Consider the following 22,160-nt stretch of genomic DNA (forward strand, 5'->3'; position numbering starts at 1 on the left):
GCACATATTTTTGTTGCAAATACAATAAAAATAATATAAGTTTAATGTACCTTAAAATAGTTGCATTTGCAACAAAAAATAGTGGATAAAGGGGCTGATTACAGTGAAATATGTTATTTATGTAGGAGGAATTTTACTATTAACTCTGGGAATTTCTTTAACGATCCAATCCAGCCTAGGGGCTTCACCTTTTGATGCACTTTTAGTTGGACTATCCCTAAACGTAGGCCTTAGCGTTGGAAGCTGGGAAATTATACTTGCATGTGTATTAATTTGTGGTAATGCCCTTTTAAGCAAACAAAAGCCGGAAGTACTGGGACTGTTAACAGCATTCATAACGGGTCTTGGTATTGATGTATGGCTTTTTTTATTACAGAATTGGGCTCCCTTTGAAATGTGGTACAGCAAATTATGTTGTTTTGGAATTGGTTTAATCATTATAGGTGTAGGAACCTCAGCCTATTTACATACAAATTTTGCACCCATTCCAATTGACCGCTTAACATTAATCATACAAAAACTAGCTAAAACAAACTTATTACTTTCAAGAACACTTATTTACCTCACATTCTTACTAGCTGCGATGCTTTTAAACGGACCCATTGGTGTAGGAACGTTATTAACCGTGCTTTTAGGCGGCATGCTGCTTAATTTTTTTATGCCTATTACAAAAAAAGCAGTAGACTGTATATTACCAAAATCTCATACCTTACAAAATCATATTCAAGATAACAAGCGTTCCATATAGATACATTTTTATTACTCAACTATTATAATAGATTTGCACCATAGTACTAGATATAATAAGAGCAATGAGGAGGAAACATTTAATGAAGGAAAGGAGTTATTATTAATCAATGATTGTATTGTATGAAGATAAGTATAAAGAAGCAGTTTACATAATTAAAACAGAGAAAGCAGGTCTCCAGTTAGAGATCGGCTTTCTCTGTTTGATTAACTATTTATTTTGCTTCAGCTTTAATAGTAAAACGATGTTGTTTTACGTCAAAGAAACCTTTAGACTGTATAATTCCATGTATGTTATACAACCCTTCGATATATGTTTCTATATCAAAATTAGGAACTTGCCAAGGAATTGCCTTCAAATAAAAGACGAGCGCTCCAATATCATAAAATCTCTGTACAGGAAACTCTTCTTTGAAAGAAGTGATGTTAAAAGAACTTTGTTTAAGCTCTTCTATTGCTTTCTTTAAATTCCAATTACAAAACTCTTTATTTATTGGAACCCCTATAAATTCATTGATTCGTGAACAGTCTAACCCTCCCACTTGCTGCGTGAAAAACGTGCCTTCCTTTGACAAAATCCTGCTTACTTCTGAAGCACAAAAAGATTCGTGCTGGTTCAAAATCAAATCAAATGTATCATCTTTAAACGGTAAATTTTTGTCTTCAGTTCGTTCAACAACTTTGACACCAAGCGGTTCTAAACGTTTTTTAGCGATTGGAATGTTAGGTTTGTATCCTTCTGTAGCGTACATAACGCGAGGAAAAGGCTGTAACAAAGATAAAAATTCTCCTCCTCCTGTTCCCATATCTAAAGCGGCATTAGAGTTTTGAATAAGACGAATAGCTTCACTTCCGTATGACCACGAAAGCATGTCGCTATCCATACGACCAGTACGAGTAATAATAGAAAAATCCCATCCAGTAAAATCAACATTATTTGTATTGTTTACAGCATTAAAAAAATGTTTGTCCGTTATCATATTGAACTCCTCCTTTTTATAGCTAGCATTAATCATCTATCCTAAACTAGTAAAAGGCGGACCACGGACATATAGACAGCGTTGTTATGTTTCATGTGCTAACGTATTCACACTAACCGCTCCTTTATTAAAATTACGTATGCTTCATTTATTTGTCCATTCATATGTAATATCGGGGAGTTTCTCTTCGTTTTCACATCCTCTTTTTATAATACTGAAGCCGTGTTTCTCGTAAAACCTCTGGGCATTTTTATTTCGTTCAAATGTACGTAATATTAATTTTCCATTTGATTCTGTCTTGGCTCTTTCGAGTAAACGCTGTCCGATTCCTCCTCCTTGATAATCCACATGAACGTACAGTTGGCTAATTTCGTCAGCATGATAAGCAATCATTCCTACTATTTGTTCATCCATTAACGCTAATTCAATTTTATAGTGTGCTGACAATATATGATTTAAAAAATAGACATGACGGTCAAAACTATGCATTTCCTTTTGTTCAATCGCTTTTTCTTTACTATCTCTCCACATTTTTACCGTTTGCTCAGCAAATTGAGGATGATAGTGAACGATATTAACATTAAAATGAGCCATACATTTTCCCCTTATCTGTCATTATGTTATTCGTATTCTTAATAACGATGTCTAGATATTCCCTTCATGTGGTGGAATCCTATCAAAATCTTGTTTTAATAACGAATACATATACAAATCATCAAATTTTCCACACGTAAATTCATAGCTTCTTAATAGGCCTTCCTTTATAAAGCCATGCTTTTTTATTAATTTTTGTGAAGCAACATTAGCAGGCTCTATTAATGCTTCAATTCTCCGCAAATTAAAATGTGTAAAACCATATTTTATAACAGCGCCCAATGCCTCATTAGCAATCCCATTCCCCCAGTAATCTTTGCTTAGCTCATATCCAATTTCTGCACGGTAATGATTATGAACTCTATTAAGAAACCCGCAGCTGCCAATAATGTCGTCCTGTTCTTTAAGAGTAATACCCCATCTTATTCCAGATTTTTGATTTAAGATTGATTTATACCACGCAATCTCATTTAAAGCATCCTCAACCGTTGTAAAAGGCTCTAGACCGTAGTGTTTCATTACTTCTTTATCGGATAGGTATTTTAAAATACTACCTGCGTCTTCTGTTTCAAATTCCCTTAGGATAAGCCTTTTTGTTTTAATTACGGGAAAATAATTTGACACCTGTACCTTCCCTCCTCTTATCCATTCATTAACTAAACGGAGCTTTTCTCACAGCTTTATCTAATTTAAATAACCCCTAGTAAGAACTTTCTTTTATTATTACTGAATTCCTTTTTAATTCTAAATATTTGTCTAGAAATGAGTAAAAAAAACACGCATAACTTCATTTTTAAATCAGCACTGTCATTTCTTTTATCTTTGTTAGTTCTAAAAATTAAAGGAATGAAAGCTAGTAATGAAGACTTCTTTTCTAACTAGTCTAAATGAGATAATAAGGAGAAAAAGATGAAGCAATTCGCGATGTAGCTCTTTATTTAAGCAGTACATACTAGAATAGAACAAACAAAACAAGATAACTATGCAGTTATCTTGTTTTGTTTGTTTCGCAGTTTTTAACACCTGTATAGTTTGTGTATGAACAGGATTCTCTGTTATCAGCATTTAAATTTTTATTTGTTTATTGTTTAAACCAGCTTCCAACGTATCATACAGCGCAAGTGTATAATTAATTCGTTCTAGATGCAGGTAGGCTTGCGACATGTCTGCTTCCACTTTCTTTTTATGCTGAAGCATCATGTTTCTACGTTCGCTGATGGTACTTTCTCCTTTTTTATATGACTCTACATACTGCTTGATTTCAGCAAGAGGCATCCCTGTTGCACGTAAGGCTAAAATAAACTTGACCCACTCGATATTCTGGTCATTGTATAGACGCTGATCATGTTCATTTCGTTCGACAAACGGTAAAATACCTTCCTTTTCGTAGTATCGCAGAGTGGGTGCAGACAGCCCCGTTTTTTCTTGCATGTCTCTCATTGTATAAGACATTAAGAAGCATTCAGCACTTTCTGCTCCTTTTTTCCCTTTTCTTTAATTAGTAAGACACCTAACAAACCCATCATTGAAAACAAAATGGGAATCATAAAAGCATAATGATAACCAACATGCAGCGAACGCTCAGGGAATAAATCCAGGACATTTCCGAAAATACTAGGTAATAATACGGCGCTTAAAAAGCCTCCCATATTGGCAAAACCTGATACAACTCCTACTTCTTTTACTGAGAAGGATTGACGTACTACGGCAAATGTCAAAGCGCTTGCGCCGTTTCCAAAGCCGATGATAAAAAGCAAAATAACGACTAGCATGAATGAAGGTTTCACTCCAGATAATAATAATCCAGTCCAGCTAAGCACCACAATAAGGTGAATAAGTGAATAAATTTTTTTAATGGAGTTTAACCTGCTTGATATCCAGCTGATTAAAGGTCCGCCAATCATAGCGCCAAACAGACCATACATAATAAGCTGACTTGCATCAGCGCGGGATAAATGGAACACATTCATTCCATAAGGAACTCCCCAAGAACCAATAAAACCGATATATGTACCAACTACACCAAAATGACAAAGAAATGTTGCCCAGGCTTGACGAGTCGTCATCACTCTCCTTAGGATCGCCCATACGCTTTCCGGAGTCTTAACAGAGGATTTATTTGCTGTAGCATCCTCTTGAAATAATCGTTTAGGTTTTACCACCAAAACGACATAAAGCAGGTAGGATACCGCTATTAAAACTAGACCTATGCTAAGAAAAGGAACTCTCCAGCCTGCAAATGAAATCCACATAGACAAAGGCACGGTAGCTGATAATGAACCTACACTTCCCACCAGCCCAATTAAACCTAATAGCTTTACAAACTCATTTCCCTTAAACCACTGACTTAAAATTAACACTAAATTGACAAAAATCATGGAGTCTCCCGTACCGACTAGTAAACGAGAGAAAATTAACACATATTCGTTAGGAGCCGTGCTGTAGATAAGACTTCCTATTCCAGTTAAAAGCGACCCTATAATCAAAAATCGATTGGGACCGTATCGGTCAGAAAGTAAACCAATAGGAATCTGAAGACCTGCATATGCTAAAAATTGTATACTAGTCATTAATCCTATAACAGACGCTGAAACGTGAAAATCTTTCATTAACTGTTCTGTAATAAGTCCAGGGGCTGTTCGTTGACTGACAATCAAATAATATGCTAATAAAGCGGTTCCAAAAACAACCCATCTGTAGCTACTTTCCTGTTTGTTCATTTTGACAGATCCTCTCATGTATAATTTTTCTGCGTAGAAATGCTGGTGGAAAATGTTTAAGAGATGAAGATATTGATAGAATGAAGGTCTATTTGATAAATAAGTCGCTATTGCGGACAGCTCTTCTTTTTATCCTTGTTTTTCCTTTCTATTACAATTTTAAGTTTTTAAAGGTTATTTTTCAATGAGGGATGCACTTTTAGGGGATTTCTATCTATAAACTATTTAATGGCAGCACTTTTAATCTTTCCACTTGGACAGGTTCTGGAGGATTAGCTTATACTTTAAACGTAAACGGCGGTGTTATTACTTCCTCTACAGGAAAAGTATACGGAGGAAATCAGCCGTAAACGCCAAGTCTATGACGACACTATTTTATAGAAAAGGGAAACTTGATTAGTGAAGTTTCCCTTTCTTCCGTATATTAAGGATTGATTAAGTGCTGTTTTGTTTTTAAATGATATAGATAATGCAGTCCTTTTTCTGTTATTTTCGTTCCTGCTCTGCCTCTGCGTTTTATAATATACTCTTTTTCTTCTAGTACATCCAAACGATTTCTCACCTGCTGTTCTGTAAGCGTAACGCCTTTCAAATGCTGTGCAATCCACTTTCTGCTTGCTGCTTTTCCTGTATCATTACACTGCTTTATCGTTTCTAACAGAGCGTGATTTTCTTGAAGTTCGATCAAGTCAACCGATTCATTTTCGACTTCATGTAAAGTGTGCTCCTCTTTTTGACTACTAAGCCTATATTCTACGTCTTTTGCTTTCACTTCGTTTTCATCGCAGACAGTAAGCAAATACTCGATGACTCCTTTTAATTCTCTTATGTTTCCTAGCCATTCATATTCGATAAGCAGCTTCATCGCTTCTGGATGAATATGCGTCCACATTTTTGATTTAGAAATAAAGTGATGAATCAGTAAAGAAATATCGGTTCTTCTATATCTCAGCGGAGGAATCGTTAAAGATAATACGTGTAAACGATAGTACAAATCTTCTCGAAACAACCCTTCTTTCATTTTATGTAGTAAATTGTTGTGAGTAGCTGCTATTATTCTTACATTGATGGGAATAACTCTTGTCCCTCCTACCCGTCTAATTTCTTTTTCTTGAAGCACTCTTAAAAGCTGAGTTTGTAAACGCGGACTGATATCACCAATTTCATCCAGGAAGATCGTACCTTTATCAGCGCTCTCAAACAGCCCTTTTTTACCGCCTTTTTGGGCTCCTGTAAAGCTGGCTTCTTCGTACCCAAACAGCTCACTTTCTAGCAATGTATCGGTCATGGCACTGCAATTCACGGCAAGAAACGGTCCGTTTTTACGTGTAGAATGATTATGGATAGCCTGAGCAAACAGCTCTTTTCCTGTACCGGTTTCTCCTTGAATTAAAATAGGGTACTCAGTAACCGCCATTTTCCGGGAAATTTCAATCGTTTTAAGCAAAGCTGGGTGTTCTCCGATAATATCTTGATAATCATACTTAGCAGAAAAGCCGTTTTTTCTAAGTTCTGACTGCGCCTTTCCTTCTATTTCAACAGCTTGATTCACACTTTTAAACGTTGCTACCGTAGTATTGCTTTCCTGAATCATAGACTTATAGATAACCATTTCGTACCCGTTTATGTTAAAGTACTGACTTTTTTCGTCGGAAGACATAATAAACTCCACAAGGCCGTCGTTAGAGATAACATGTTGAATTTCACGATTTACAACTTCAGAAGAAGATAGCTGAAACAATGATTCTAACCTTTTATTAAATAACGTAATTCTTTTATTGAAATCCACGGCAAGAATACCATCTTCTACTACATTTACAACACTCTTTACATGGAGGTGAAGTTCTTTCATTTGCCCTTCTGCTTCTATTAGTTTTTTTTGCAGCTCAATAATATTTCGTAAATAGCGATCCCAAATAATCGAATGATTAGACTGATTAAAACCAAATGACTTTATAAGTTCAAAAATGGTCGCCATATCAAAAAGCCTAACACCTATATCAATTACATGTTTTACATATGGCGGACATAAGTGAATCTCACCTGGAGAAACAGCAATTTCCACACCTTCGTAATAGGTCTTTTGCTTTTTAAAAGGAATAAACTGAACATGATTAATACCTACTTGATAGAGAGATTCTATTAACTTAAGAGTTTCTTTATCGTCATCGTTTACAATTAATACTTTAGTATGGGCAGGAATTTTCAGCAATTCATTTATATGTTTGTGGTGAATCGTTCTATTTCCTACAATTTCATGTGCATGCTGAACGTCTAATCTGTCCATCATTTCGTTCTTTATACTCTCTGATGAGTAGAGTACAACATTGCCATCAATTTTTTTCGGTAACTCTTCGTCAACCGCAAAGCATTCAATAAAAATGTAATCGCCTAATAACTCTTTTAATTGGTTAAGTAAAATGATTCTAGTTTGCTTGCTTCCTGTTATTAAAACTAATTTCTTTTTCATTGTATAAACACCTTTCTACAGGGCTTTAGCTTAACTTGCCTTCAGAGATTAGTCCTGGAATACTGTACCTATCATTTTATACTTTGCCGTGCATTTCATCTAGCGGATGTTTGTCCCTAGTGCAAATAAAAACAAGTAGAAAAAAGCACCTCCACTTTAATAGGTGGAGGTACAACATGATCAAGTGCTAAGTGCATTTTACTTTCTATTTTCTTTTTATTTAATAGCTACTTTTATTGGTTTGATATCTAAGGCTACCCTTACAATGGAGTAATCGTCTTTTTGACCGTCTGTATAAGCCCAATAACCATTGCTTTCAGCGCTTTTTCGGAAGGTAAGCTCAAAACCTTTGTTTTGGTTAAACGCATAGCTCTTTATTTCTTTATTCTGAGCGTTATCAATAAGATCGTAAGCCAAAAATTTTCTTAATACACCGTGCGGAGAGAAAAGACCTGTATTTGCTCCAACCTTTTCACTGTAGTATTCATTTTTTCTAGTAGATGTTTTAGCTGGATTTATTACAATGTCTTTTGTTGTGAGATTTACTTTGTCGCCTGGAGTGATACAAGAGATAAGAATATTTTTGTAATCACTCGGAAATTTGTCATTTGCCTGTACCTGCGCTAAGTCAACTAGCGTAATACCGCCTCTTCCCACAACTTCTATTTGTTTTTCTTTATTATTTACCACCATAGCAGTATCTTCATCAATTCCGTATGAAAGCTGATTTTTATTTCCTTTTTCATATGCTGTTGCAATAAGACGTCCGAGTCTTGCTTTGTTATCAAAATGCTGATCTACAAGACCGTGTTGGAAAAAGCCAAGACCTTTTTCCAAATAAGCAGGCCCGCCTTCTTGCTGAGTCATATCATCATATGTGTTTGTAAATCCGTATGAAAGCGCTCCGTAGCTATCTCCGCCTGCGAGCATAGTATTACTCATAATTGCCGCGCCGGCGCTCGTGCCGCCAAGTACTGCCCCGTTTTTATACGTATGCCATATAGCTTGTAAAACTTTTGAGTCCGAGCCATTTTCATTACGCAAGGAGCCCGTAATCAAGGTTTGATCTCCTCCTACAAACCAAATACCCGTTAGCCCTTTAACTTTTTTCGCTAGTTTATCACTGTTCATATTTGTTTTCCAGGTCGACTCATTTTCAGAAGTTCCTTTAAAGTCATGATTCGAAATAGGTAAAATTTCTATATTTTCTGCTTTCACTCCGTATTTAATTAAATCACTTTTAAACTGATTAGAAGAGTCGAACTTAGTACTCGCTGCAGGCACAATTCCTATTTTGGCTTGTTTTCCTCCTGCAAGATTAATAAACTTGTTATACACGCTTGAATTGCTGCTGCCAAGCGCCCCTCCTGCAATTAAGAGATTACCTTTAATCGAATCGTATGCAGGACTTTCAGGTGAAGAAAAAGTAGGCTTTTTATACGTTAAACTAGTTTTTCTATCCGGTTGGAATTTGAAGGTTTTAGGCGTAATATCCATTCTGACATTTACAATGGAATAGTCATCTTTTTGTCCGTCAGTATATCTCCAGTAGCCGTTTGTATCACTATCCTTTTGAAAAGCAATTTCATATCCCGACCCTTTACTGTCATAAACATAGCTGTTGGCAGAGTTCATCGATTTATTGTCAACAAGAGAATAGGATAAATAAGCCTTTAATCTTCCATATGGCGTAAAAACACCCGTAGCAGGCAGTGCGTTAAACGAGTAATATTCAAATCCCTTCGTTTCTACTTTCTCTTTTGGAAATTCAAATGACTTTAAATGATAGTTAATTTTATCTCCAGGAGATAAGTAACTAACCTTTATATTCTCTAATCCTGAACGAGCTTTCTGCTTAGATACAAGCTTAGCTTTGCTCATATCCAAGACGGCTACTCCACTTCGTCCAACAACTTCAATCTTTTGATCCTTATTGTTAACAATCATAGCCGTATCTTCATCCACACCGTATGCAAAGTTTTTTTCTTTGTCACGTTCAGAAGTATATGCAGCTACTGCAAGTCGCCCAAGTCGTGCTCGTTCATCCATGTGCTGATCAATTATGCCTCGTTGGAAAAACCCCAGCCCTTTTTGAATTGACAGAGGCTCGTACTCTTTTTGACTGCGTTGGTTTTCGCTTACATGTTTATTTCCCTTGTGTTCTACACTTTCTTTTAACGCTCCTAGACTGTCTCCTCCTGTAATCATGACGTCACTCATAATTGCAGCTCCTGCACTTGTGCCTCCGATTACTGCTCCTTTACGATATATATCCCAAATAGCTTTTAACGCTTCAGAATCACTTCCATTATTTTGACGAAGAGAATCCACAATTTTGGTTTGATCTCCTCCAACAAACCAAACTGCCGTTAGTCCTTTAATCGTACGGGATAACTTCTTATCATTTACTTGATTCTTCCAAGTCGATTCATCTTTTTGTGTGTCAGAAAAATCGTGATTTGAAACGGGAAGAATTTTAATAGAATCTGAGTTTGCTCCGTATCTTACGAGGTCTTCCTTAAACTTTTTAGAAGACTGCAGCGTTGTGCTGGCAGCTGGAATAATCCCTACTTTTGCTTTTTCTTTTCCTCCAGCAAGCGAGAGGAATTTTTCATATACATCGTGATTAGATGTCCCTACACCTCCGCCTGCAATAACAAGGCTGCCTTTAATGTCTCCAGTATTTTCTTGTGCTTTTGCAAGCAGCGGTGTACTCAAAGAAGAAAGTAATGTAAAGCTGATAAGACATGAAACAAGTTTCTTTTTCATTTGAAAGATCCTTTCCACGCACATTTTAATAGCTTTCTCTAATTAGCTCGTATCCTTTCCGCGATACTTTCGTTAAATGATGTCTAAAACCTGTTATTCAAACGTTCCTTTCACAACAGGGACACCGTCTTTTACCATTACTTTACCTTGAGCAAAAACTGTTTTAATTGTTAGTGTCTCTTTATCTAAAAGGACTAAATCTCCATCTTTTCCAGGTTGAATATGCCCTTTGTTGGATAGTTTTAATACTTTGGCCGGGTTAGATGTAATGACTTGAAGAGCTATTTCTAAAGGCACTGATTCTTCTAGTACTGCATCTCGTACTTCTTGAAATAAAGAAGACACTTTTCCAACTTGAAGCCCTTTGTAGTCTCCGTTATCATCAAAAAACGGCAGGCTTGCTTGTCCATCGGATGAAAACGTAATACTCGAGATCGAAACTTTTTCTTCAAGCATGATGCGTAACCCTTTGCTGCACTTAACTTCGCCTTCTTCTAAAAAATGGGGAATGGTGCTGGTCGTAAAATCTACATATCCGCCTCGTTTTGCAAATTGAATCCCTTCTTTAAACAGTTCTTCATTTCGATTAATATGTGTAGGATGAAACTGACGAATTGGCAGGTCTGTTTCATCTGCGATTTGATTTAATAAAGATAATTTCCGTTTTCCATCCCCTACATGAACTTCTAATATTCCAGCTTTCCCTGATAAAATCCCTCCATTGCGGGCAGCGGAAGCCACCTTCCCCAGTTCTTCAAATGTCGGTTCAGAGGAACGGTGATCAGAAATGGCAATTTCACCTACTCCGATAATTTTATCAATTAAAATAAGGTCTTCTTCGATGCTGGTAGTTAACGTTTTTACTGGTATTTGATAGGAACCTGTGTGAATGAAGCAGCTAATTCCTTCTTCTTCTAATCCTCTTGCTTTAGCAAGAAGACTTTCCATTCTTCTTGTTGTACCATCTGTTCCAAGTACACCTACAATAGTGGTAACACCGGCAGTCGTTGCATCCGTTAACATTAGTTCAGGCGTGCGTGTTTTATATCCTCCTTCTCCTCCTCCGCCAATAATATGAACATGTGAATCAATAAACCCAGGAGCTATAATATCATTAGCAGCGTCTACAACATGAATAGGAATGGACGTATTTACATGATCAATACAATCTTCTATAAGGATGATTTTGTTGTCTGCAAGCAATACGTCTTTTTTTCCTAAATACTCTGGTGCATATACTTCTGCGTTTTTAATTAAGGTTAACAACTTCTATTCCTCCTACTAGTAAGCTCAACTTACGAATAACATTTTTCTATATAATTTTAATGCTTAAAATGGTCCGTAATTAATAAAATAAGCAATCACAACGGCAATTAAACCAATCACATATTGAATAAGGACTAACGGCAACACCCATTTGGCCCACTTTGTCCATGAAATTCCCGCAATCGCTAAACCAGCCATTAATGTTCCAGCCGTCGGGAAGATAATATTTCCAATGCCATCTGCAAAAGAAAAAGATAATACTGCTGTTTGCCTTGTAATATCAAGCAAATCTGCAAGAGGCGTCATGATTGGCATCGTCAGCATCGCATGACCTGTTCCAGATGCTAAAATAAGATGAATTAACGCTTGGAAGTTATAGATTCCGATGACGCTTAAATATCCCGGAATATGCTGAATAGCTCCAGATACTTGATGAAGCATAGGGTCTACAATATGTCCTCCATTTAAAACAACAAGAACAGCACGAGAAACTCCGATAACAAGCGCTCCTCCAACTAGTGCTGCTGCCCCGTTTGTAAACGACTTAACCGTATTTTCAACAGAGAGCCTTCCAATAATCCCAATTACAACTGTCAAAATGACAAATAAAGAGGCAATTTCAGTAATGTACCATTTGTACTTAATAACCCCAAAAGCAAGAATTACATAGTTAACAAGAAATGCTGCCATAATCCATTTATGCTTTCTAGTTAACTTGGCATCCGAGTTTAAAAGTTTATTTGCGCTGGTTATGCTGTATTTTCCGTACGTCCCAATAGAAGGACTTTTTTTCACTTTCATCGCATATCGGTAGACAAACCAAACTGAAACAGCGTAAACAACTACAAACAAGATGAGTCGAAAGCCCATTCCAGAAAACATAGGAAGCTCTGCTACTCCTTGTGCAACACCCACTGTAAATGGATTCATAACTGCCGTAGTAAAACCAGCCGATGCGCCAATTAAAACAATAGCAGTCCCTGTTAATGCATCGAATCCAAGAGCAAGTGCCAGGGGAATTAAAAGAGGAATATAGGCTAGCGTTTCTTCCGCCATCCCCATTAAAGAACCGCCTACTGCAAAAAATAACATCATAACAGGAATTAATAATTTTTCTCGGGTGGCAAGTTTTTTAGCCATCGTTGTAATTAATACATCTACTGTCCCCGTAGCGCTTAGTACACCAAAGAAACCGCCGATAATTAATACAAAAAAGATAATGTCGGCTCCTTCTACCATTCCTGTATGTATTGCTTTGACCATATCAAAGAATCCAACAGGTGTAGAATCAATCCATTTAAACGATTGAGGGTCTACCGTTGTTCTCCCGTCTACTTCTACACGCGCATATTCTCCAGCTGGCAAGATATACGTTAAAATGGTAGCAATCACAAGAAAGCCTAACAATAAAGCAAAAACGTTTATTTTCCTCTCTTTTTTCCGTACCTGATTTAATGAACTCATTTCCTTTTGCGGTTCACTCATTCTTCTTCTCCCCTTCATTGTGAAATAATAACTTTAAGTTCTTTAAAAGCAGCTTCCTTATCTGCGACTACATATTGCTCCTTTCTTTTGTATTCCTCATATACAGTACAAGCAATTTTCGTGCCAACGTAGAACCGTTTAATTTTCTGAATTATGATATAATTAAATCGTATTTTAGGGGTTAATTGGGTGTTTTTAAAAAATTAACAGCGCCAATTAAGATGTTAGTTGATAGAAAATCTGGAGCACGAAGCATTAGCTAGTTCTTTTTTAAAAAGCTGCAAAAAGAAAGATAAAAGAATTTAATCTATAAACATAAAAAAATACTATTTTATTATTGTCTTTTCTTTAAGTAGATTAATACTATAAACCTTCAAGCTATTTATAAAAGCATTGCGCATAATGAAAGGGTGTTCAAAACAATGACTGTTTATCGTATCGGGGTATTGGGGGGTGATGGCATCGGGCCGGAGATTGTCGATGCCGCAGTTAAGGTAGTTAAAAATGCTTCTTGCAAAGCAGGAGTAAAAATGGAGTGGATTCATCTGCCGATGGGATGGGAAGGAATTAAACAATATAATGATCCTCTTCCAGAAGTAACGATAGATGCTTTAAAACGTACGCACGGATGGATACTTGGCCCGCACGATTCTGCGGCTTACCCTCTTGAACACAAAGAAAAGCGTAATCCTAGCGGAGAGCTTCGTCACAGTTTAGATCTTTACGCAAATATTCGCCCTGCTAAAACAATGCCAGGCATTAAAAGCGTCGTGAAAGAAGCAGATTTAGTGATCGTCCGAGAAAATACAGAAGGATTTTATGCCGATCGTAATATGTATTCTGGACACGGCGAATGGCAGATTACAAAAGACGTTGTGGTGACATCGGGCGTATTTACGCGAAAAGCCGTAGAAAGAATTGCGCGTGAAGCTTTTGCATTGGCTATGCAGCGTCGTAAAAAAGTAACAATCGTACATAAAGCAAATGTTTTAAGATTAAGTACCGGACTATTTCTAAACGTTTGTCGAGAAGTAGCTGAGCAATACCCTGAAGTAAAAGTAGACGACTACCATATCGATGCCATGGCTGCTCATCTCGTACGTCGTGCAGCCGATTTCGATGTCATTGTGACAGAAAACATGTACGGTGATATTCTTTCAGATTTAGCCGGCGAGCTTGTAGGAAGCTTAGGATTAGCCCCTTCTCTTAATGCAAATGAACATATCGCTATGGCACAAGCAGCTCATGGTTCTGCGCCAGATATCGCAGGTTTGAACATAGCAAACCCAACCGGTATTATTTCTTCAGCAGCCATGCTACTGAAATGGTTGGCTGAAAAACATGCGGATCACAAACTTACAGAAGTGGCTGCTACAGTAGAACACGCACTTTATCAAACGCTCCAAGCTGAAGTGAAAACGAAAGATTTAGGCGGACATGCCTCTACGTCGGAGTTTACAGAAGCTATTTTAGAAAAAATAAAATCCATGTAAAATTAACAGCAATTTATCCATTCTATAGAGGTGATCATAATGAAAAAAAGAAAGATTATTATGGACTGTGATCCAGGTCATGATGATGCTATTGCTATCATTTTGGCTGCCGCACGACCGGAATTAGATATTTTAGCGATTACAACTGTTTCAGGAAACGCAGAAATTGAAAAAACGACGATGAATGCTTTGAAAGTGTGTGATTTAGTATCGTTACATAACGTGATGGTTTCAAAAGGAGCAAGCGAACCAATGATGCGCAGACGTGAAAATGCGCCTAGTATACACGGGGATTCAGGATTAGACGGCCCTGAGTTCCCAGCGCTCTCTCGCAGCTGGAGCGAAGAACACGGAGTAGATACTATTATACGAATGGTCAAAGAGTCAGAAGATCCCGTTACGCTTTTGCCTACCGGTCCTTTAACGAACATTGCTTTAGCTTTAATAAAAGCTCCAGAAATGAAAGAAAACATTGAAGAGATTATCCTTATGGGCGGCGGAACCTTCGGGAACTGGACGCCAACGGCTGAGTTTAATATTTGGGCAGATCCAGAAGCGGCTAAAAAAGTGTTTGATAGCGGCATCCCACTCGTAGTAATGGGGTTAGATATTACGCATCAAGCCGTTGCAACAGATAATGTTATTAACCAAGTGATGAACATTGATAATAACGTAGCAAAAAAGGTGGGTGAATTATTAGCATTTTTTAAATCTGCCTATAAAGAAACGTTTGGCTTTGATGGTCCTCCTGTTCACGATGTATTAACCGTTGCTTATTGCATAGCTCCAGAACTATTTACGCTAAAGAAAGTTAATATCGTAGTAGAAACACGCGGAGAATACACCGCTGGAACAACTTCAGTTGATTTACTTGGAGTTACAGGAAGGAAAGCAAATGCGAAGTTTGGTTTAACCCTTGATGTAGATGGTTTTTGGGATTTAATGATTGAGGCTCTTAACACATATTCGGCTTCGTAATGTTCATCTAGAAGATAGGTTTTATAAAGTCAGCACCAGAACGTCGAGTTCGCAACTTGCTGGTGCTGACTTACTTTTATTCATACTATCTAGCTGTTTTTTTCGCTTTTTGATTGAGCATTACCGTAATGATTGAAGCAATAATAATACCTGTAATTAAATAGTTTGATATATCTTTATAAATTACTCCCATTACTATCCCGCCCATAACGCCTACACTAATGAGTGAAATTCGCTCTCTTTGATTCATGATTTATCCCTCCATCTTTTTTAATAAAACATTTAATTTATGAAGAGCGAACTGCAGGTCTATTTGCTCTTCGACATTTAACTTCGCAAGATTTGTATGAAAGTTACTATAAATCCCTCTCCATTTTTCCTCTTGAATACTTTTTCCTTTAGACGTTAATGAGACTAAAACTGCACGCTTATCCCGCGGATCAGGCATTTTGATTAAATATCCTTCATTTTCTAATTCACTGATAACATTCGTTAACTGTTGTTTGGCAATATTTAATCCATTACTAATTTCCTTAATATTCAAATCTCTTTTTTTCATATACATAAATTCAACTACGTGATTTTGTAAATGTGTTAATTTCACTTCATTCTTGTTTAAGTTCTTGAAGTTTTCAAATAAAACCGGTATTAAAGCGATATATTCCTTAGCCAGTTTTTCCTTCATGAGATATCCACCTTCTTTAGTAAATATATTATTACTAAATTTGAATAAAAAAAAATAAAAATCGTTTATTTTAGTAAAAATATATTTACTAAAACCTATACACACTTCTAAAATTATTTTATCCCACTCTCAACAATCGTTTATGAATCTTATAAAAATAGCCATATAAAAAAGTAAGGAAGCACACTTCCTTACTTTCTGTTTGCAACACCTGTTAAAAAATTCAAAAACACGTGTACGCCTGCTTTCACGGTAATTTCTCCTACATCACGCAGCGGATCTAGGCATACAATATCCATTGCTTGAACAAGGGGATGACTCCCGGCGGTGTATACTGCTTCAAATAACTCATCTGTCCTCATTCCGCCTGTCGTTCCTGCTGGAACTCCCGGTGCGTAAGCGATATCTAACACATCCATATCAATTGTTAAATAGATCATATCTACCTCTTTGCTCAGCTGTTTTAATGCTTCTTTCACGGTACGATTTATTCCTGCTTTTCTTGCTTGCAGTAACGTTACATAATGAACGCCTTTGCTATCTGCATATTCCTTTAACGATTTTGAATTATAAAACCCGTGAAGTCCGATATTCCATACATGAGCTGCATCAATCGTGTTGCTTTCGATTAAATTTCGTATAGGGGTCCCGTTAGAAGGACCGTTATCTTCTAAGCTGCGTAAGTCAAAGTGCGTATCAAACTGTAAAATCCCTATTTTCTGTTCGGGATATGACTCTTTCCACCCTTTTACTAACATAGCTGTAATAGAATGATCTCCTCCAAGCATAATAGGCAGCGCATGCGGATGACATTTCCGCATAGATATCATCGCTTCTTTTATATACTGATGAGACTTCCCAATATCCGTGACGTGCTGTTTGACGTCTCCTAAATCCAGCACTGACAAGGAAGTCAAATCCGTATCATACTCAATATGATACGGGTTAAAGGATTTCCAGAGCTTCCTCATGGCTATTGGCGTCTCACTGGCTCCAGAAGCGCTAATGGAAGATCTTGAAAGAGGCACACCCAAGACCGTAATATCTATCGATGTAAAGTCGACGTTGCTCCCATCTTCAACTGTCTGAATCCAATCACTTACTTTGGGATCAGAAGTACTTTGACGCTGCCAGCAAAAAGGCGGTCGATCAAGCTGTGGGTACGGATAGTTCATGTAAAACACCGCCTTCAACCACAACTTTTCCATCTTTTAATACCGTGTCTACAAGATTTACGGCATAGTTATACTGCAGCGTTTGGTAATTGGGAGCGTCAAATAGCACTAAATCGGCTTTTTTACCTACTTCAATACTTCCGATTTGATCCCCTTTGCAAATGGCATGAGCCGCGTTAATCGTACAGGCGGTTAAAACTTCTGCTGGCGTCATCTTCATCGTTAAACAAGCTAAATTCATAATAAACGGCAGCGATTCCGTAGGAGAAGACCCTGGGTTTCGATCTGTAGACAAAGCAACAGGCACTCCTGCTTCGATCATTTTTCTAGCACGCGCCGGCTCTTCCATTAAAAAGAATGCAGTACCCGGCAATAGAACGGCTATAACTCCGCTTTCAGCCATTTGCTTAATTCCTTGATCTGATGCCTTTAACAAATGATCCGCTGACACAGCTCCCACTTTAGCCGCTAATTCTGCCCCGCCAAAAGACACAATTTCATCGGCGTGGATTTTAGGTTTTAGTCCGTATGCTTTTCCAGCTTGTAAAATATGCTCTGACTGTTCAACTGTAAACACGCCTTCTTCACAAAATACATCACAAAACTCCGCTAGCTCTTCTTTTGCAACGATTGGTATCATTTCTTCGATAACGAAACGAACAAACTCATCTTCATTTCCTTTGTACTCAACTGGCACCGCATGAGCTCCCATAAAGGTTGAAACAACATCTACCGGATGCTGTTCATTCAGTTTCTTCGCTACTTTTAATTGTTTGATTTCATCTTTAAGATTTAAACCGTACCCGCTTTTGGCTTCGACAGTTGTAACTCCGTACTGCAGAAATTTATTTAAACGTTTTGTAGATTGCTTGATCAGCTCCTCTTCCGTTGCTTGTCGTGTACTAACGGTTGTTTGTAAAATTCCTCCTCCCGCTTTTAAAATATCAATATACTTTGCCCCGTTCAAGCGCATTTCTAATTCTTTTTCACGACTGCCGCCAAACACAAGGTGAGTGTGGGGATCAATCAACCCAGGCGTTACGATTTTTCCTTTGGCATCAATTATATTAATAGGTTCATGGATATGCTCAAGGTATTCCTGCGCTTTGACGTCAGGCCCAACAAATACAATTCTTCCATTTTTCACGAGTACGCTGCCATTTTCAATGATTCCTAGATCTGACATTTCCTCCGATCGTCTAGGCTGACTTCCTCCTTTAACCGTAATGACTTGTGCAGCGCATTTGATATACGTAATAGTCATACGTACCCCTCCTTTTTTATTCATTTAACGCCGGAATTTGTATTCCTTTTTCTTTTGCAGTTTGAATGGCCTTATCATAGCCGGCGTCTACATGACGAACTACACCCATGCCTGGGTCTGTTGTTAAAACACGTTCTAGACGTTTGGCGGCTTCTTCCGTCCCGTCTGCTACTACAACCATTCCAGCGTGAAGAGAATACCCCATGCCTACTCCTCCTCCGTGGTGAACAGATACCCAGCTTGCGCCTGCTGCTGTATTGACTAATGCATTTAAAATCGGCCAGTCTGCTACTGCATCACTGCCGTCTTTCATTGCTTCAGTTTCACGGTTTGGCGACGCCACAGAACCGGCATCTAGATGATCTCTGCCAATAACGATAGGCGCTGACAGTTCTCCGTTTGCTACCATATCATTAATAATTTTTCCAAAGCGCGCTCTTTCTCCGTAGCCTAGCCAGCAAATACGCGCCGGCAATCCTTGAAACTCAATTTTTTCTCTCGCCATTTTAATCCAGTTGCAAAGATGCGTATTATCCGAAAACTCACGTAAAATGACTTCATCTGTTTTATAAATATCCTCTGGGTTTCCTGACAAAGCGACCCATCGAAACGGTCCTTTTCCTTCACAGAACTGCGGACGGATATACGCTGGGACAAATCCCGGGAAATCAAATGCATTCGTGATGCCTTCATCAAGCGCCACTTGGCGAATATTATTGCCATAGTCAAAAGCAACCGCGCCTTTTCTTTGCATCTCTAACATGGCTTGAACGTGGATAGCCATACTTGCTTTTGATTGTTTTATATATTCATTTGAATTTGTATTCCGCAATCTTTCTCCTTCTGCTAAGCTGACTCCAATCGGCAAATATCCGTTAAGCGGATCATGTGCCGATGTTTGATCCGTCACAATATCTGGGATAAATCCTCGCTCTATCATTTCAGGAAGAATCTCGGCTGCATTTCCAACTAATCCAATGGAAAGCGCTTTGCCCAACCTTTTTGCATCTTCAGCTAACGTGATTGCATCCGCTACACTTTCGACTACCGTATCGCAATATTTTGTTTCGATACGTTTTTCAATACGCGTGCGATCAACATCAATTCCAATTACAACGCCGCCTGCCATCGTAACGGCTAGCGGCTGTGCACCTCCCATTCCTCCTAATCCAGCTGTTACCGTAATCGTTCCTTTCAAAGTTCCGTTAAAATGCTGGTTGGCACACTCAGCAAATGTTTCATACGTTCCTTGAACAATGCCTTGGCTTCCGATATAAATCCAGCTTCCTGCAGTCATTTGTCCGTACATCATTAACCCTTTTTTATCAAGCTCATGGAACGTCTCCCAATTTGCAAAAGCAGGAACAAGATTCGAATTCGCTAATAAAACACGCGGTGCATCACTGTGGGTTTTAAAAACCGCAACAGGCTTACCGGACTGTATGAGAAGCGTTTCATCTTCTTCTAACTCTTTTAACGCTGCGACCATACGTTCGAACGCCTCCCAGTTACGGGCTGCTTTTCCGATTCCTCCGTATACGACTAACTTTTCCGGATGCTCCGCTACTTCGGAATCTAAATTGTTTAGAAGCATACGAAGAGCAGCTTCTTGTACCCAGCCTTTTGTCGTTAGTTCTGTTCCACGAGGTGCTTTTATTCCACTTTGTTTTGTCTCCATTTCGTTTTCCTCCTCTATAAAAATGAAAAACTGTTAAACAAACATTTTTATTACAGCGCTAGTTCATAATTAGTATCTTGCACAAAGGTTTTGAAATCAGCTGCTAACGCTTCAATATCACGTGAGAAAATTCGATCTTTAGTAATGGTTGGTACGGTTTTTCTAATTCTTGAATAAATTTTTCTTGTTTCCGAAGCAAGTTTATCCACTCCTTGAATATCGGCTGCTTGAGACGCACAAATTGCTTCAATTGATAGAACTCTTCGTGTATTTTGGATAATTTGATAAGCATGACGTGCAGCAGTCGTTCCCATGCTGACATGATCTTCTTGATTCGCTGAAGATGGGATAGAATCGACACTTGATGGATGCGCTAATACTTTATTTTCAGAAACTAATGAAGCAGCAGCGTATTGAGTAATCATGAGCCCAGATTCTAAACCAGGATCTGCACTTAAAAATGCCGGCAGCCCGCTAAGCTGAGGGTTTACTATTCGTTCAATGCGCCGTTCAGAAATATTCCCAAGCTCCGCCATTGCAATTCCTAGAAAATCCATAGCAAACGCAATAGGCTGCCCGTGAAAGTTCCCTCCAGAAATTACTTTGCCGCTGTCTGCAAAGATGAGCGGGTTATCGGTTGCTGAATTAATTTCAATTAACAGCTTTTCTTTTACATAATTTAAAACTTGATAAATAGCACCATGAACTTGAGGAATGCAGCGCAGTGAATAAGCATCTTGCACTCTTATTTGACCTTGAGAAGTAGTTAATTGACTGCCTTCTAAATATGAAAGAATGCGGGCAGCTACCTGCTGCTGTTCCAGATAAGGTCTTACTCCATGAGACTCGGGCATGAATGCATCTAAAATGCCTTGCAGACCTTCTAACGTCAGTGCTGCAATCCCGTCAGCAAGATCTGCTAGCTTTTGAGCTTCAAGGTACGAAACTACTCCTACAGCTGTCATTGCCTGAGTGCCGTTGATTAAAGCTAGCCCTTCTTTCGCTTGTAATTGGATAGGTTTAAGCCCCGCTAGCTTTAAAGCTTCTTCTCCCTGCATTCGCTGACCATTATATACAGCTTCTCCTTCTCCAACTACCAGCAGCGCTAGATGTGATAATGGAGCTAAGTCACCGCTGGCTCCAAGTGAACCTTGACTTGGGATAACCGGCACTACATTTTGGTTTAAGCAATCGATAAGCAGCTGCAAGGTTTTCAGTCGAATGCCTGAATACCCTTTAGCCAATGCATTTGCTCGTAACAGCAGCATCACTCTGCTTACCTCTAAAGAAAACGGTTCTCCTAGTCCGCAGGCATGACTGCGAATCAAGTTAATCTGCAGATCAGCTAAGTCCGTTTTTGAAATAACCGTATCGCTAAACTTTCCAAATCCAGTATTTACTCCGTAAATTACGTTGTTGTTCGTAATACTCTCTTCAACTAACATTCTGCTTTTTTGTATATGTTCAACTGCGTGATCGCTAATTTTCACGGAGTATCCTTGGTAAATAACTTTGTAAATTTGGTCGAACGTCAGTGAATTTCCATCAATTTGAATAAACATCATACCCGCTCCCTTGTTAAACTGTAGACTGACTTTTCTTTTTGAACACAAAAAGGGGCTATATCAAAGAGGAAACAAGCTCCTTTTGATATAGCCCCCTATAAACTAACCTACTTACACTATGGGCTTTTATTATTAATAATCAGTATTTCACTTATACATACAATCGCTAAATGACTAAATCACTATACACTTTAAGCTGTACAACTTAAAGCAACTAGGGTACCTACACTAAGTATTACGCTGAATTAATCATTTGTCAATTATTATTTAAGAAAATTTTAAATAATCTGA

At 38.1% G+C, this 22,160-nt stretch carries 18 protein-coding genes; 3 read left to right on the top strand and 15 right to left on the bottom strand.

The window, feature by feature from the left end; all coding sequences use genetic code 11:
- Positions 1-103 precede the first annotated feature (103 nt).
- Positions 104-748, top strand: coding sequence for a YczE/YyaS/YitT family protein (locus AC2YJL_RS15905; protein WP_487374809.1), 645 nt, complete (start codon positions 104-106; stop codon positions 746-748).
- A gap of 214 nt (positions 749-962) precedes the next feature.
- On the opposite strand, the gene AC2YJL_RS15910 is transcribed toward AC2YJL_RS15905, so the two are convergent.
- The 9 genes from AC2YJL_RS15910 to AC2YJL_RS15950 form a co-directional block, all read right to left on the bottom strand.
- Positions 963-1,727 carry a methyltransferase domain-containing protein gene (locus AC2YJL_RS15910; RefSeq protein WP_230932309.1) on the bottom strand — a complete coding sequence of 255 codons (765 nt, stop codon included), beginning with the start codon at positions 1,725-1,727 and terminating at the stop codon, positions 963-965.
- 144 nt (positions 1,728-1,871) lie between these two features.
- Positions 1,872-2,321 (bottom strand): GNAT family N-acetyltransferase, encoded by a 450-nt coding sequence (locus tag AC2YJL_RS15915; protein ID WP_230932308.1) that lies wholly within the window; start codon positions 2,319-2,321, stop codon positions 1,872-1,874.
- Between the two features lie 51 nt (positions 2,322-2,372).
- A complete protein-coding gene (locus AC2YJL_RS15920) occupies positions 2,373-2,945 on the bottom strand; it encodes a GNAT family N-acetyltransferase (protein ID WP_050689087.1) in 573 nt (190 codons plus the stop codon).
- A gap of 441 nt (positions 2,946-3,386) precedes the next feature.
- Positions 3,387-3,773, bottom strand: coding sequence for a MerR family transcriptional regulator (locus AC2YJL_RS15925; RefSeq protein ID WP_230932307.1), 387 nt, complete (start codon positions 3,771-3,773; stop codon positions 3,387-3,389).
- Entirely contained in the window at positions 3,773-5,041 is a 1,269-nt protein-coding gene (locus AC2YJL_RS15930) for an MFS transporter (RefSeq protein ID WP_195694860.1), read from the bottom strand. Before AC2YJL_RS15930 ends, AC2YJL_RS15925 begins: the two co-directional genes overlap by 1 nt.
- Positions 5,042-5,465: 424 nt before the next feature.
- Positions 5,466-7,511 (bottom strand): sigma 54-interacting transcriptional regulator, encoded by a 2,046-nt coding sequence (locus tag AC2YJL_RS15935; RefSeq protein ID WP_487374810.1) that lies wholly within the window; start codon positions 7,509-7,511, stop codon positions 5,466-5,468.
- 216 nt (positions 7,512-7,727) lie between these two features.
- Positions 7,728-10,280 (bottom strand): cyanophycinase, encoded by a 2,553-nt coding sequence (locus AC2YJL_RS15940; protein WP_230932303.1) that lies wholly within the window; start codon positions 10,278-10,280, stop codon positions 7,728-7,730.
- A gap of 93 nt (positions 10,281-10,373) precedes the next feature.
- Complete coding sequence (gene iadA, locus AC2YJL_RS15945; protein WP_230932302.1) at positions 10,374-11,546, bottom strand: beta-aspartyl-peptidase; 1,173 nt, start codon at positions 11,544-11,546, stop codon at positions 10,374-10,376.
- 63 nt (positions 11,547-11,609) lie between these two features.
- Positions 11,610-13,031: a YfcC family protein gene (locus AC2YJL_RS15950; RefSeq protein WP_230932301.1), complete on the bottom strand. Its 1,422-nt coding sequence runs from the start codon at positions 13,029-13,031 to the stop codon at positions 11,610-11,612.
- A 422-nt stretch (positions 13,032-13,453) separates the two neighbouring features.
- Between AC2YJL_RS15950 and AC2YJL_RS15955 the strand changes: the two genes are divergently transcribed.
- Entirely contained in the window at positions 13,454-14,524 is a 1,071-nt protein-coding gene (locus AC2YJL_RS15955) for an isocitrate/isopropylmalate dehydrogenase family protein (RefSeq protein ID WP_230932300.1), read from the top strand.
- A 39-nt stretch (positions 14,525-14,563) separates the two neighbouring features.
- The gene (locus AC2YJL_RS15960) at positions 14,564-15,502 is read left to right on the top strand and encodes a nucleoside hydrolase (RefSeq protein ID WP_230932299.1); all 939 of its coding nucleotides are present in this window, start codon (positions 14,564-14,566) and stop codon (positions 15,500-15,502) included.
- Positions 15,503-15,587: 85 nt separating this feature from the next.
- On the opposite strand, the gene AC2YJL_RS15965 is transcribed toward AC2YJL_RS15960, so the two are convergent.
- The 6 genes from AC2YJL_RS15965 to hutH form a co-directional block, all read right to left on the bottom strand.
- Positions 15,588-15,752, bottom strand: coding sequence for a hypothetical protein (locus tag AC2YJL_RS15965; RefSeq protein WP_230932298.1), 165 nt, complete (start codon positions 15,750-15,752; stop codon positions 15,588-15,590).
- A 3-nt stretch (positions 15,753-15,755) separates the two neighbouring features.
- Positions 15,756-16,187: a MarR family winged helix-turn-helix transcriptional regulator gene (locus AC2YJL_RS15970; protein WP_050689098.1), complete on the bottom strand. Its 432-nt coding sequence runs from the start codon at positions 16,185-16,187 to the stop codon at positions 15,756-15,758.
- 191 nt (positions 16,188-16,378) lie between these two features.
- Positions 16,379-17,362, bottom strand: coding sequence for an agmatinase family protein (locus tag AC2YJL_RS15975; protein ID WP_230932296.1), 984 nt, complete (start codon positions 17,360-17,362; stop codon positions 16,379-16,381).
- The gene (gene hutI / locus AC2YJL_RS15980) at positions 17,337-18,626 is read right to left on the bottom strand and encodes an imidazolonepropionase (RefSeq protein WP_369360814.1); all 1,290 of its coding nucleotides are present in this window, start codon (positions 18,624-18,626) and stop codon (positions 17,337-17,339) included. Before hutI ends, AC2YJL_RS15975 begins: the two co-directional genes overlap by 26 nt.
- 16 nt (positions 18,627-18,642) lie before the next feature.
- Positions 18,643-20,304: a urocanate hydratase gene (gene hutU, locus AC2YJL_RS15985; protein ID WP_195694869.1), complete on the bottom strand. Its 1,662-nt coding sequence runs from the start codon at positions 20,302-20,304 to the stop codon at positions 18,643-18,645.
- A 50-nt stretch (positions 20,305-20,354) separates the two neighbouring features.
- A complete protein-coding gene (gene hutH, locus AC2YJL_RS15990; protein WP_195697093.1) occupies positions 20,355-21,866 on the bottom strand; it encodes a histidine ammonia-lyase in 1,512 nt (503 codons plus the stop codon).
- Positions 21,867-22,160 lie beyond the last annotated feature (294 nt).

Source organism: Priestia sp. SRI_019 (assembly GCF_057586255.1).

Excerpts from the sequence above, each read along its gene's own strand:
- AC2YJL_RS15955 (WP_230932300.1), top strand. The coding sequence starts at position 13,454 with ATGACTGTTTATCGTATCGGGGTATTGGGGGGTGATGGCATCGGGCCG.
- hutH (WP_195697093.1), bottom strand. The coding sequence starts at position 21,866 with ATGTTTATTCAAATTGATGGAAATTCACTGACGTTCGACCAAATTTAC.
- AC2YJL_RS15965 (WP_230932298.1), bottom strand. The coding sequence starts at position 15,752 with ATGAATCAAAGAGAGCGAATTTCACTCATTAGTGTAGGCGTTATGGGC.
- AC2YJL_RS15930 (WP_195694860.1), bottom strand. The coding sequence starts at position 5,041 with ATGAACAAACAGGAAAGTAGCTACAGATGGGTTGTTTTTGGAACCGCT.
- AC2YJL_RS15935 (WP_487374810.1), bottom strand. The coding sequence starts at position 7,511 with ATGAAAAAGAAATTAGTTTTAATAACAGGAAGCAAGCAAACTAGAATC.
- AC2YJL_RS15975 (WP_230932296.1), bottom strand. The coding sequence starts at position 17,362 with ATGAACTATCCGTACCCACAGCTTGATCGACCGCCTTTTTGCTGGCAG.
- hutU (WP_195694869.1), bottom strand. The coding sequence starts at position 20,304 with ATGGAGACAAAACAAAGTGGAATAAAAGCACCTCGTGGAACAGAACTA.
- AC2YJL_RS15915 (WP_230932308.1), bottom strand. The coding sequence starts at position 2,321 with ATGGCTCATTTTAATGTTAATATCGTTCACTATCATCCTCAATTTGCT.
- AC2YJL_RS15925 (WP_230932307.1), bottom strand. The coding sequence starts at position 3,773 with ATGTCTTATACAATGAGAGACATGCAAGAAAAAACGGGGCTGTCTGCA.
- AC2YJL_RS15960 (WP_230932299.1), top strand. The coding sequence starts at position 14,564 with ATGAAAAAAAGAAAGATTATTATGGACTGTGATCCAGGTCATGATGAT.
- AC2YJL_RS15940 (WP_230932303.1), bottom strand. The coding sequence starts at position 10,280 with ATGAAAAAGAAACTTGTTTCATGTCTTATCAGCTTTACATTACTTTCT.
- AC2YJL_RS15950 (WP_230932301.1), bottom strand. The coding sequence starts at position 13,031 with ATGAGTGAACCGCAAAAGGAAATGAGTTCATTAAATCAGGTACGGAAA.
- AC2YJL_RS15970 (WP_050689098.1), bottom strand. The coding sequence starts at position 16,187 with ATGAAGGAAAAACTGGCTAAGGAATATATCGCTTTAATACCGGTTTTA.
- AC2YJL_RS15910 (WP_230932309.1), bottom strand. The coding sequence starts at position 1,727 with ATGATAACGGACAAACATTTTTTTAATGCTGTAAACAATACAAATAAT.
- hutI (WP_369360814.1), bottom strand. The coding sequence starts at position 18,626 with ATGACTATTACGTATATCAAATGCGCTGCACAAGTCATTACGGTTAAA.